Origin of the sequence: Citrobacter sp. BIDMC107, from assembly GCF_001037575.1 — a bacterium.
Taxonomy (GTDB): Bacteria; Pseudomonadota; Gammaproteobacteria; order Enterobacterales; family Enterobacteriaceae; genus Citrobacter; species Citrobacter freundii.
This window is the reverse complement of sequence record NZ_KQ089848.1, coordinates 1,414,370-1,427,239: the sequence shown is the minus strand read 5'-3', so window position 1 is coordinate 1,427,239 and position 12,870 is coordinate 1,414,370. Positions and strand designations below refer to the sequence as shown.

The following is a 12,870-nucleotide window of genomic DNA, read 5'->3' as shown; positions in this document are numbered from 1 at the left end:
ATGGACATCACAGAAACTATTTTTCATTTCTGCAAAAGCCAGAGGCAGCGGGGGTTACAGGCCATTCCTCAGTGAGTGAGGACCGCCAGCACGGTGCGATGCGGACAGGTGGTGTCCGATATTAACAAAGCGGCAACATTAAACGGTCACTGCAGTTGCGTGAGCATCGCTTCCGCCATCACCCACAGTGCCCGGTTAAGTTTCACGTCCCCGTCGATACCGCGAACGGCACGGGTATGTGACCGTCCTCCTTTGGCATTACGGCCACTGAGCCCACCCTTAATCAGGTTCTCCTGAATACGCTGGTACGTGGTCCACAGGTCGCTACTCTCATCTTGCCAGCGGCGCGGGGAGAGGATCTGCGACTCAGTCACCGGCTGGTGGTCCTCACCAAAGCGGTACGTCAGCGCGGCTTTTGCCAGTGCCTGCTGCGCAGGTGGTGGCAACAGCAACGACTGCATCGCATCCCACTTCTCCTCCACACGGTCAAAAATGCCCAGCACTTCATAGGCCCCCTCAATCACCTGACTCACTACATCGCCTTTGTGCGGCACACGCACCTCGCCAAATGACTCACCGCAGACGAGCCCGTTCTGACAAACCGCACGAAATAAACCCGGCAACATCTGGTACGAACTGGTGCCATCATGGGAGTTGAGCAGGATAATTTCTGGTACCTGTTTACCGGTAATCTGCCCCTCCCGACGAAGGCGTAGCATGTGTTTTGTGTGCTCGCGTCGACCCGGGTCGCGTACCCGGGTCTGACAGGCAAAGAACGGCTGGAAGCCTTCGCGCTGCAGGCTGTCCAGCAGGGATATGGTGGGTATATAGGTATAACGCTCACTACGGGATGCGTGTTTGTCCTCACTGAATACACTGGGCACCACGCGAAACAGCTCTTCGCGGGTTAACGGGCGGTCGCGACGGATAAGATTTGCTGCGCCAAAGCGCGAAGCCAGACGGGCCATAAGCAGACTCCTCATAACGGGAAAACAAATAAAAGGGATCCCCGTCGCATCTGCGACAGGGGCAGGGAAGTAACAGGGATGGGTTAAATACTCAGAAGAAGAAATCCCAGACGGCGCGGGCCACTGACACCACCGTGGTGCGCACGGCCTGAATGACAGCCCGTACCGGGGCGGGTATCAGGGGAAAGGCACTGATGCTATCGAGTACGGCCCCGACGGTTTCACCAAAATCGCTACGAGCCTGTTCCCGGACTACCGTCGTGCGAAAGGAAGACTGGAGTTGCGACACCACCGGGCTGGTGGCCTCACGTGGCAGGCACTTAATCATTCGCTCGGCCATCACCCGCAGTCCCCACTGAAGACGGACCGACACGGCACACACCGGATGTACGGGCTGGAACAGCTCATGCAGCAGACAGATTTTACGGCTGATATTCTGCTTCTGCGCCGTGGACAACGGTCCCCCACCGCTGGTGGGTTCGGCCTTATCCGACTGGCTGATAACAAACAGCACCTTATGCCGGTATACCTCTCCAATCACCTGATGATAAAAATGTTCATCCACCGCCAGCGCCCGGTCATCGGCCTTAATCAGCCACAGAACCAGGTCGAGCCGGGGGAGTTGTTCGCGGTACATCGCAGCATACTCGGTATCGCGAGCACCACTTTCGCCCACGCCGGGCAGGTCCACCAGCGTCATATAGCGCTCGCCGACTTGCAGGCGAAAGCGCAGTGGCTCACGGGTACATGCAGCCACATCGCTGACCGGTGATATATCTCCGGCAAACAGGGCATTGCACAGACTGCTCTTCCCAACACCGGTTTTACCCATAATGCCGATCACTGGCTCGTAGCGGGTTAACTGATTTATCTGCTGCAATATACGTTCAGACACCCACTGTGGCAGACCAGCGAGCGATTGCTGAAACGGCTTCAATCCTTCAGAATTGTTCATTACTACTCCTCTGAAAAATAATACAAAAACGGCAGGATCGTGAGATTCCACCGTTAGTCAGGTATGTTCAGAAGAATGATATCTATCTGAAAATAATTTGAATTAAGGTAAGCGTTAAACAGCTGCCGCCTGTGATCCCGGCCCCTAAGTCGTTAGGTTATTCTGCCCCCCTCATCCTCAAGCCAGACCAGTGGATAAGGGCAAATTGTCCGAGGGGCGATAGGGCATTGGGCATTGGGCATTGGGCATTGGGCATTAAGGTTTTATAGTTGTTAGGCATTAATCTAACGTTATAGAAACATCAGCTAATACGATGACTGTCTACGTTTGAAACGTCATCTCTTGCTTTTACATAAGTATTAATGTTGATTATCATCAATTTGATTATAATCATGGCACTTTATTGATTACCGTATTAAATTTTCATTTTTCCCTATAGTGATGATTCATGCCTAGTCCCCCTTGTAAGCGGCTTGACGACTTGAGTCAGGTCCAGCGCGAACGGCTGGCCTACATCGATTTTCGGCTTTACTTCTTCGGTGAGATCGGTCGCCCAGATCTGATTGAGCGCTTTGGCGTTGCTCCAGCAGGAGCGACTCGCGATTTGGCTTTGTACCGGGAAATCGCTCCGAATAACATCACCTTTGATGGTAGCGACAAGATCTATCGTATCGGGCAGGCGTTCTCTCCGTTGTTCGAGCACGCATCGCAGCGTGTTCTGTCGGCGCTGGCTCTGGGCTTTGGCGATGGCGTGAATGGCCCAATGCAGGCGTTGCTACCCTGTGAATCCCCCACAGCCCTGAGCATACCCAAGATGGATGTGTTGGCCGTGATTTGTCGAGCCATCCACTCCAAGCGCCCCGTCGCCATCCGCTACCACTCGATGAGCAGCGGAAAGTCCGAACGGATCATTGTGCCCTTTGCTTTGGTAGATACCGGCCTGCGCTGGCACGCCCGGGCCTTTGATCGCAAGAGTGGAGAGTTTCGGGATTTCGTCGTCACCCACATCGAAGCGCCAACATTGCTTGAAGAGGTTCCGCAGGCCAACGAACGACCGGATAATGATATCCAGTGGACGCGCATCGTTGAGTTGGATTTCGTGCCGCACCCGCGTGTTGAACGCCCCGAAATCATCGAGATGGACTACGGGATGACCGGTGGCTCGATTAGGATGTACGTTCGTGCAGCGGTGGCAGGCTATATGTTGCAGCGCTGGCGTGTTGACTGCTCACCCAATCATTGCCTAAATGGACCGGAGTACCGTTTATGGCTCAAAGATCATCTCGCGATCTACGGCGTGAAAAACGCCTTACTGGCACCAGGCTATAGCACCTCTACAAAGGCTGACTCTTGATGGAACTGATCGACAATATCAATCGTCTGCTCGGAGACGACCTAAAGCAGACGCTCAAACCCGGTGCTCGCCTGAAGATCGCCGCCTCCTGTTTTTCGATGTACGCGTTTGAAGCGCTAAAAGCAGAGCTGGAAAAAATCGACGAGCTGCAATTCATCTTTACCTCGCCGACGTTCACCGCTAATGAAGTAACCGACAAGATTCGTAAGGAACGCAAAGAATTCCACATACCGAAGGCTGACCGCGAACGTAGTCTGTACGGTAGTGAGTTCGAAATTCAGCTGCGCAACAAACTGACCCAGCGCGCAATTGCAAAAGAGTGTGCGGACTGGATGCGGCGTAAGACAACATTCAAGTCCAATCGCAGCAAGGCTCCGATGCAGCAGTTTGCTTGTGTTCAGGCCGCCGCCGCAGAGACTGCCTACATGCCACTGCACGGATTTACGGCCGTCGATCTTGGCTACCAGCAAGGCAATGCTGTTTCAAACCTCGTCAACAAAATGGACGAGTCGACGTTTACGGCGACCTACCTCAATCTGTTTAACCAGATCTGGCAAGATCCTGAGAAGCTGGAGGATGTAACGGCGCAGATCTGCGACCACATTGCATCCGTCTACCAGGAAAACTCGCCTGAAAGTATCTACTTCCTGATGCTCTATAACATCTTCAATGAGTTTCTGGACGACCTCAACGAGGATGTCCTGCCCAATGACCGCACGGGCTATCAAGACACGCTCATCTGGAACAAACTCTTCAATTACCAGAAAGATGCTGCCACTGGGATCATCAACAAACTTGAAAACTACAGCGGTTGCATCCTGGCCGACAGCGTGGGCTTGGGCAAAACCTTCACCGCACTTGCCGTCGTAAAGTATTACGAACTGCGCAACAAGTCAGTTCTGGTGTTATGCCCCAAGAAACTTGCGGACAACTGGCTGAACTATAACCGCAACCTTAAGACCAACATATTTGCTCGCGACCGGTTCAGCTACGACGTGCTTTGTCATACTGACCTCAGCCGTACGAGCGGCGAGTCGTTTGGAACACAATTGAATCGCATCAACTGGGGCAGTGAAGTGGCACACTGAATTTGTCCACCTGAACAGAGGTGATATGCTCACCTCAGAACAACACAGGTGCTCCAATGAAAAAAAGAAATTTCAGCGCAGAGTTTAAACGCGAATCCGCTCAACTGGTTGTTGACCAGAACTACACGGTGGCAGATGCCGCCAAAGCTATGGATGTTGGCCTTTCCACAATGACAAGATGGGTCAAACAACTGCGTGATGAGCGTCAGGGCAAAACACCAAAAGCCTCTCCGATAACACCAGAACAAATCGAAATACGTGAGCTGAGGAAAAAGCTACAACGCATTGAAATGGAGAATGAAATATTAAAAAAGGCTACTGTAGATTCAATTGGTCAACGCAACAGTTATGTGAAAACATGGGGTTGCGGAGGTTTTTTGAATGAGACGAACATTTACAGCAGAGGAAAAAGCCTCTGTTTTTGAACTATGGAAGAACGGAACAGGCTTCAGTGAAATAGCGAATATCCTGGGTTCAAAACCCGGAACGATCTTCACTATGTTAAGGGATACTGGCGGCATAAAACCCCATGAGCGTAAGCGGGCTGTAGCTCACCTGACACTGTCTGAGCGCGAGGAGATACGAGCTGGTTTGTCAGCCAAAATGAGCATTCGTGCGATAGCTACTGCGCTGAATCGCAGTCCTTCGACGATCTCACGTGAAGTTCAGCGTAATCGGGGCAGACGCTATTACAAAGCTGTTGATGCTAATAACCGAGCCAACAGAATGGCGAAAAGGCCAAAACCGTGCTTACTGGATCAAAATTTACCATTGCGAAAGCTTGTTCTGGAAAAGCTGGAGATGAAATGGTCTCCAGAGCAAATATCAGGATGGTTAAGGCGAACAAAACCACGTCAAAAAACGCTGCGAATATCACCTGAGACAATTTATAAAACGCTGTACTTTCGTAGCCGTGAAGCGCTACACCACCTGAATATACAGCATCTGCGACGGTCGCATAGCCTTCGCCATGGCAGGCGTCATACCCGCAAAGGCGAAAGAGGTACGATTAACATAGTGAACGGAACACCAATTCACGAACGTTCCCGAAATATCGATAACAGACGCTCTCTGGGGCATTGGGAGGGCGATTTAGTCTCAGGTACAAAAAACTCTCATATAGCCACACTTGTAGACCGAAAATCACGTTATACGATCATCCTTAGACTCAGGGGCAAAGATTCTGTCTCAGTAAATCAGGCTCTTACCGACAAATTCCTGAGTTTACCGTCAGAACTCAGAAAATCACTGACATGGGACAGAGGAATGGAACTGGCCAGACATCTAGAATTTACTGTCAGCACCGGCGTTAAAGTTTACTTCTGCGATCCTCAGAGTCCTTGGCAGCGGGGAACAAATGAGAACACAAATGGGCTAATTCGGCAGTATTTTCCTAAAAAGACATGTCTTGCCCAATATACTCAACATGAACTAGATCTGGTTGCTGCTCAGCTAAACAACAGACCGAGAAAGACACTGAAGTTCAAAACACCGAAAGAGATAATTGAAAGGGGTGTTGCATTGACAGATTGAATCTACAACCGCGCTCTTGATGTCAGACTCCCTGAACAGTTCTCGATAATCGGGAAACTCAGAGCGCATTATCCTGTGGTCACACTCTGCCATGTGTTCGGGGTTCATCGCAGCAGCTACAGATACTGGAAAAACCGTCCTGAAAAACCAGACGGCAGACGGGCTGTATTACGCAGTCAGGTACTTGAGCTACATGGCATCAGCCACGGTTCGGCCGGAGCAAGAAGCATCGCCACAATGGCAACCCGGAGAGGCTACCAGATGGGACGCTGGCTTGCTGGCAGGCTCATGAAAGAGCTGGGGCTGGTCAGCTGTCAGCAGCCGACTCACCGGTATAAACGTGGTGGTCATGAACATGTTGCTATCCCTAACTACCTTGAAAGGCAGTTCGCCGTGACCGAGCCAAATCAGGTGTGGTGCGGTGATGTGACCTATAGTGTGCCCGGAGTTCAGGGCGGGCATGGATGCTTAAATGAACCGCGAGTCTGTCTGGAATATTGAACCGGTAACTCACGATGAGAAACCCAACAATCCCACCGGGTGTGACGGTGGAGAACCTGAGCGGCAGTGACCTGCGGCATGCCCGCAGGGTGATGTAACCCGCTGACAACGGGGATTGAGGCGAGATCACTAAGCCGAGATGATCCTCAAGGTTAAGTACTGAAAGGCTGAAGAACATGAACCCGTTAATCCGCCTCTGTGGGTTGAAAACGTCACCACGGCCTACGTGATCTGACAGGCCGTGCAGGAGGAACTGGCAGTGATACGTAAGCACTGCCGGTCGAAGGTGTTTTGACATGTATGCGAAACACCGGGGCAGCAGCGTCTATCACGCTTGCGTTGCTGACTTCTGCCAACTTGCGGCAAGCAAGGATAAAGAGTGCGACGGGCAGCCTCCTCAGTATGCCTGAGTCCAGGCAGGTAAACCGGGGAAGGTCAGCGACGGATGTTAAGGGGGCATGGCTCCGATGACGCGCTGGCTGGCGGAGCTTCCGTAGTAGTCCGCGATGGGGAAAGCCCATTACATGGCGAAGGGAAGCAGTTTGAATGTGTTTGCGACGTGAATTAACTGACCTAACGAGGTGAAGACCTTTGATAATCAGCGAAATGCAACGCAAGCTTGCCACATGGGCAGCCACCGATCCGTCCCTACGGATTCAACGGCTGCTGCGTCTGATAACACAACCAGAATGGCTGGCTGAAGCGGCGCGGATCACGCTTTCATCAAAGGGGGCGCATACCCCCGGCGTTGATGGCGTGAACAAAACAATGCTACAGGCCAGACTGGCTGTTGAACTGCAAATCCTCAGGGATGAATTACTCTCAGGCCACTACCAGCCCTTGCCCGCCAGACGGGTTTACATCCCTAAAAGCAACGGCAAACTGCGACCACTGGGTATCCCCGCGTTGCGGGATCGTATTGTTCAGCGGGCCATGCTGATGGCGATGGAGCCGATATGGGAGAGTGATTTTCATACGCTCTCATATGGCTTCCGGCCTGAGCGCAGTGTCCACCACGCGATCCGCACGGTGAAATTACAGCTCACAGACTGCGGTGAAACCCGGGGACGCTGGGTGATTGAAGGCGACCTGTCCAGTTACTTCGACACCGTACATCATCGACTGCTGATGAAGGCTGTACGCCGCAGGATCAGTGACGCACGTTTCATGACTCTGCTGTGGAAAACCATCAAGGCGGGACATATCGATGTCGGTCTCTTTCGGGCGGCCAGTGAAGGTGTGCCACAGGGCGGTGTTATATCGCCGCTATTATCGAACATCATGCTGAATGAGTTCGATCAATACCTGCATGAGCGCTACCTGAGCGGGAAAGCCAGAAAAGATCGGTGGTACTGGAATAACAGTATCCAACGGGGCCGAAGTACGGCGGTCAGAGAAAACTGGCAGTGGAAACCCGCGGTGGCGTACTGCCGCTATGCCGATGATTTTGTCCTCATCGTCAAAGGCACCAAAGCACAGGCGGAAGCCATCAGGGAGGAGTGTCGGGGTGTGCTCGAAGGCAGTCTGAAACTCAGGCTGAACATGGATAAGACTAAAATCACCCATGTTAATGACGGCTTTATCTTTCTGGGGCACAGGATCATTCGCAAACGCAGTCGTTATGGCGAGATGCGAGTGGTCTCAACGATCCCGCAGGAGAAAGCCAGAAACTTCGCCGCATCGCTGACAGCACTGTTATCAGGCAACTACAGTGAAAGCAAAGTCGATATGGCTGAACAACTCAACCGAAAACTGAAAGGCTGGGCCATGTTCTATCAGTTCGTTGATTTTAAGGCCAAAGTCTTCAGTTATATCGACCGTGTCGTGTTCTGGAAGCTGGCTCACTGGCTGGCCCGCAAATACCGTACAGGTATCGCTTCCCTGATGAGGTGGTGGTGTAAATCACCGAAACCGGGTCAGAGCAAAACGTGGGTTTTATTTGGTAAAACCAATCACGGCAAGCTCAGCGGCGAAATACTGTACCGGTTGGTGGGGCAAGGCAAGAAGCTGTTCCGCTGGCGGCTACCCGAAGGCAATCCCTATCTGAGGACGGAGACCAGAAACACGTATACATCGCGCTTTACAGAAGTGGCAATGGCGTTCGCCAGCATTTAAATGGAGAGCCGGATGCGCTGAAAGGTGCACGTCCGGTTCGGGGAGGAGAGGCAGGGAAATAGTCCGACTACGCCCTGCCTCTTACTCTACTCTGGACAGGCAAGCGTTGGGCTTACCTTGCTGTTGTTCTCGATCTGTTCGCAAGGAAACCTGAGGGTTGGGCAATGTCATTCTCACCGGACAGCAAGCTGACATCAAAGCGCTGGAAATTGCGTGGGAAGCTTGCGGTAAACCCGCCGGAGTGATGTTCCACAGTGACAGTAATAATGCCGGTGTCAGTCTTTACCACCACTCAGTTTGCCGTTTAACCCGATTGGTGTGATTACTGATGCAGTGAAGACCTTTCCGCATCACATCACTACAAATATTGATTTTTGATTGTTGGATTCGCACCAGATTTCACCTCTGTAGGGTATTCAAAAATGCTCAGTTATTACTGATGCCTAAACTGCAGCGTTGCGGGCAGGTAGCGTTGTAGCGTTTCGGGCGTATCGCCCTCGATCAATTGGCTTATCAGATCATAGCAGTGCCAGGCCAACTGGCGGTTATCCTGCTGTACGGTATCGATACGCAGCGACAGCGAATCATAAAGATAGTGATCGTCAAAGCTCGTCAGATGGATATCTGAGTCGAGTAAATGGTGCTGGCTCATATAGCGCAGTACCCCTTCGAGCAGTCCACAGGCGGCAGTGAACAGCGCCTTAGGCGGCCGCCCAAGTCGCGCGCAGAGTGCGGCGAACATCTCATAGCCTGAGCTCGGGTGGTAGTTACCGTTAATCACCCATTCCGGGCGCAGTGCAATACCCGCCTGAGCCAAACCCTGCGTGAAGCCGGTCAGACGATCGCGTGAAGGCGACAGACGCGACTGACCGCCTAAAAACCAGAACTCATCGCTATGCTTAGGTGCAATGCGGGAAATCAGTTCCGCCGTTGGGGTAATCGAATCAGTCATCACCAGCGGCAGCAGGCTTTCATTAGGACAACGGTCAAACAGCACTACTGGCAGTTGTTGGCTGAGCTTAAGATAGTCGGCATCGTTGTGCATACATGAAGCGACGATCAGACCGTCAACCTGGCGGGAAATCATGTTATTGACCACCACGCTCTCCTGACCGGGGTTTTCATCAGTACAAGAGATCAATAGCTGGACGCCTGCTTCGCGGCACAGCATTTCCAGCTCATGTGAAAAGACCGCAAAGCCGTGGTTGGTGATCTCCGGCACCACCAGTCCGATGGTGTGGCTGCGGTTGTCGCGCAGCGAGCGGGCGTGAATGCTTGGCTGATAGTGCTGCTCACGGGCAATCGCCAGTACTCGCTCACGCGTTTCCTGCGCCACACGCAGCTCCTTACCACGACCGTTCAGTACTAGGCTGGCGGTCGCTTTTGAGACGCCAGCCTGTTCGGCGATATCTTTAATGGTTACGCGTTTAGTTTTCATTACGACGCCATGAACTTGAGGCAAAACGCTTATTCTACCATGCAAGTTCGCAGCGGCCAGTAGCAGAATGCGTCCGGTGTGATGCCAGAGAACATTAGCTGCCCTGAACAGGCCGGGAAGTAGCGGCAGCTCATCACTCCTTCGCCGCCGTTGATGAAAATCTCCACGCTAGACTGGTCGATGAAAATATGCAGCGAGCGGACGTCTCCGCGCCAGTAACGATAATGCTTCTCGTCGCTGGCCAGACTGGGTCGGGCCAGGCGGATCCCGCTGGCATCGCGTTCAAGGATTAATGCGCCGTCAAAATCGAGGCTCAAAATATCGTCCCCAGTGGTTTGTAGAACGATTTCCATCGGTGCCAGCGGCAGGGAGTTCCCTGCCCAGCCGTGCGCTTCGCCGCGCAGGGCGCTCAGCTCTCGTAGAGGACGTTGGTATAGCTGACCATCGATAAACTCCAGCTCACGCAGGCAGGTCATCTGATGGATCCAGCCGTTGGTGAGGGTCGGTTGAAGCATCTCTTCGCCCTCCGGCACGCCCATCCAGCCGACCAGCAGACGGCGGCCATCACTGGTAAGCATGGTTTGCGGGGCGTAGAACTCAAACCCTGCGTCCAATTCGTGCAGTTCGCCATGCTCGAAGGCCGCGCGGTGGTAGTCGAAATCGCCGCTCATCCACACTGCCGGGTAGGTGTTGAGATAGCGCTCTTTCTCACGAGGCACGCCCTGCGGGCAGCAAATCAGGACATGCTGGTCGCCGAGGGCAAACAGGTCCGGGCATTCCCACATATAGCCCGCGTCGTCCAGGCCATTGATGCCATAACCGGCGATTTCGCCCTGACTCGTCCACTCATGAAGGTCCGCTGAGCTGAATAACAACACCTTGCCACGCTTTTGCAAATCCTGTGCGCCCAGCACCATGTACCAGCGACCTTCGTGCTGCCAGACTTTCGGGTCACGCACGTGGCCGGTATAGCCCTCCGGCAGCGGTAATACCGGGCCGAGTTTGGTAAACGTGCCGTCGGCATTTTCCGTCGCCAGGCACTGCCACGCGGTTCGGCTGCCGTCGTCAAATTTTACGTTGCCGGTATAGCACAGGGTGAGCGTGCCCTGACTATCCACGGCGCTTCCGGAGTAGCAGCCGTTGCGGTCATACTCTTCATCCGGCATGAGCGCGATCGGCTCATGTTGCCAGTGCAGCAGGTCGGCAGAGCTCCAGTGCCCCCAGCACTTGAACTTATGATCGCAGGCGAGCGGGTTCCACTGATAAAACAGGTGATAACGTCCGGCAAATTCAATAAAGCCGTTGGGATCGTTCATCAGCCCGGTCACCGGCGCATGGTGCCAGCGGGGATAGTGGCTGTCGGCCAGCGCGCGCGGCTGGCCCTGCATAACAGCCTGCAAAATCGCAGGCAGGCGTGATGGATGTGACATTATTCAGCGTCCGTTTTGTATTTCAGTACCAGGGAGACGACAAAGGCGACGCCAAAGGCGATAACCATCCCGATAATGTAGTTCAGCAGCGAGCTGGCCTGCACGATAGCCATGCCAGGGATAGCCGTCAGGCCCACGGCGGTCATGTAAACATGCATGGATACCACCCACGCGCCGCCCACCGCGCCGCCAATCAGGGCTGCGATAAACGGTTTTACAAAGCGTAAGTTAATACCAAAAATCGCCGCTTCGGTGATGCCGAGCATGGCAGAAAACGCCGAGGGCAGGGTAATGGCTTTGATTTTGGCATCTTTCGTTTTGAACCACACCGCCAGACAAGCACCGCCCTGAGCGACGTTGGCCATCGCCCAAATCGGCAGCAGGAAGTTGACGCCGATGGATGGGTTGCCCAGCAGTCCCGCTTCGATGGCGTGGAAGCTGTGGTGAATACCGGTAATGACGATAACCGAATAGAGACCGCCAAACAGCAGTCCGGCCAGCCAACCGGCGTGGGTAATCAGGGTGCTAAGGACAAACGAAATACCGTCGCCAAGCGCGCGACCAGCCGGGCCGATAATCAGCAGGGCGATAAAACCGGAAATGATCACCGTCAGGAACGGCGTCAGGATCAGATCCAGTGCATCGGGGATCACGCGACGCAGCTGTTTCTCAACGATGCTCATAAACCACACCGCCAGCAGCACCGGGAACACCGTGCCCTGATAGCCGATCATGGCAATCTCAAGGCCGAAGAAGTTCATGGTGTGGAAACCGGCGGCCACACCCCAGGCGTTGGTGAGCGCCGGGTGAGTCAGGATGCCGCCAAGCGTCGCGCCAAGATAAGGATTACCACCGAACTCGCGGGCGGCGGTGAAGCCAATCAGGATCGGCAGAATAATAAACGCCGCTGAGCTGCACATATCCAGCATGATGTAGATGGCGTTACCCGGGTCGACCCAGCCGTACGTTTTAACCATCCCCAGAAGGCCCATCAACAGGCCGGAGGCGACGATAGCCGGGATGATCGGCACAAAGATGTTCGACAACAGGCGGGCAATGCGCTGGAAAGGATTCAGTTTTTTCGCCGCAATGTCGGCAGCTTCCGATTTGCTGGATTCGCCAATCCCTGCCGCCTGAATAAAGGCGGCGTAGACTTTGTTCACCACCCCGGTGCCGAAGATAATCTGCATCTGTCCGGCGTTACGGAAACAGCCCTTCACCCCATCAATTTTGCCGATGGCCTGCTGATCGGCCAGTGAGTCATCGACCAGCACCAGGCGCAGGCGTGTGGCACAGTGCGCGGCGCTGGCGATATTTTCCTTGCCTCCCAGAAGCGGAAGTAGCGAGCGGGAAATCTGTTCAAAATCCATAGTACCCTCTGAATGCGTATTGATTTTCGAGTTGTCGTCCCGTGGTAGCCGGAGCGCATTCTCTTCGTTGTTATTGTGTCCGGGGCGACGAAACGTATTTTGTCGCCCCGGCGGTTAC

General features: G+C 53.7%; 9 protein-coding genes and 3 pseudogenes. 7 read left to right on the top strand and 5 right to left on the bottom strand.

The window, feature by feature from the left end; translation table 11 throughout:
- Positions 1–146: 146 nt before the first annotated feature.
- On the bottom strand, positions 147–968 hold the full coding sequence (locus SK39_RS06675; RefSeq protein ID WP_048216805.1) for a DUF932 domain-containing protein: 822 nt from the start codon (positions 966–968) through the stop codon (positions 147–149).
- Positions 969–1,059: 91 nt separating this feature from the next.
- Complete coding sequence (locus tag SK39_RS06670) at positions 1,060–1,923, bottom strand: GTPase family protein (RefSeq protein ID WP_003029608.1); 864 nt, start codon at positions 1,921–1,923, stop codon at positions 1,060–1,062.
- Between the two features lie 481 nt (positions 1,924–2,404).
- Here SK39_RS06670 and SK39_RS06665 point away from each other — a divergent pair, with 481 nt between their 5' ends.
- The 7 genes and pseudogenes from SK39_RS06665 to SK39_RS27535 all read left to right on the top strand — a co-directional run.
- Complete coding sequence (locus tag SK39_RS06665) at positions 2,405–3,277, top strand: BrxR family transcriptional regulator (RefSeq protein ID WP_474459439.1); 873 nt, start codon at positions 2,405–2,407, stop codon at positions 3,275–3,277.
- A complete protein-coding gene (locus SK39_RS06660; protein ID WP_003029602.1) occupies positions 3,277–4,365 on the top strand; it encodes an SNF2-related protein in 1,089 nt (362 codons plus the stop codon). The genes SK39_RS06665 and SK39_RS06660 overlap by 1 nt, the downstream gene beginning before the upstream one ends.
- 56 nt (positions 4,366–4,421) lie before the next feature.
- Positions 4,422–4,679, top strand: a pseudogene (locus SK39_RS06655) (IS3 family transposase); the annotation flags it as partial.
- 67 nt (positions 4,680–4,746) lie between these two features.
- The gene (locus SK39_RS06650) at positions 4,747–5,898 is read left to right on the top strand and encodes an IS30-like element IS30 family transposase (RefSeq protein WP_001254932.1); all 1,152 of its coding nucleotides are present in this window, start codon (positions 4,747–4,749) and stop codon (positions 5,896–5,898) included.
- Between the two features lie 9 nt (positions 5,899–5,907).
- Positions 5,908–6,333, top strand: a pseudogene (locus SK39_RS25515) (IS3 family transposase); the annotation flags it as partial.
- Between the two features lie 672 nt (positions 6,334–7,005).
- Complete coding sequence (gene ltrA, locus SK39_RS06640; RefSeq protein WP_001189111.1) at positions 7,006–8,514, top strand: group II intron reverse transcriptase/maturase; 1,509 nt, start codon at positions 7,006–7,008, stop codon at positions 8,512–8,514.
- A gap of 80 nt (positions 8,515–8,594) precedes the next feature.
- Positions 8,595–8,782, top strand: a pseudogene (locus SK39_RS27535) (DDE-type integrase/transposase/recombinase); the annotation flags it as partial.
- A gap of 165 nt (positions 8,783–8,947) precedes the next feature.
- Here the strand turns inward: SK39_RS27535 and SK39_RS06635 are convergent.
- Genes SK39_RS06635 through SK39_RS06625 form a run of 3 tightly spaced genes read right to left on the bottom strand, consistent with a single transcriptional unit; the run spans position 8,948 to position 12,752 of the window.
- Entirely contained in the window at positions 8,948–9,952 is a 1,005-nt protein-coding gene (locus SK39_RS06635; protein ID WP_003029591.1) for a LacI family DNA-binding transcriptional regulator, read from the bottom strand.
- 29 nt (positions 9,953–9,981) lie between these two features.
- Positions 9,982–11,382, bottom strand: coding sequence for a sucrose-6-phosphate hydrolase (locus tag SK39_RS06630; RefSeq protein WP_003029589.1), 1,401 nt, complete (start codon positions 11,380–11,382; stop codon positions 9,982–9,984).
- The gene (locus SK39_RS06625; RefSeq protein WP_000345204.1) at positions 11,382–12,752 is read right to left on the bottom strand and encodes a sucrose-specific PTS transporter subunit IIBC; all 1,371 of its coding nucleotides are present in this window, start codon (positions 12,750–12,752) and stop codon (positions 11,382–11,384) included. Before SK39_RS06625 ends, SK39_RS06630 begins: the two co-directional genes overlap by 1 nt.
- Between the last annotated feature and the right edge of the window lie 118 nt (positions 12,753–12,870).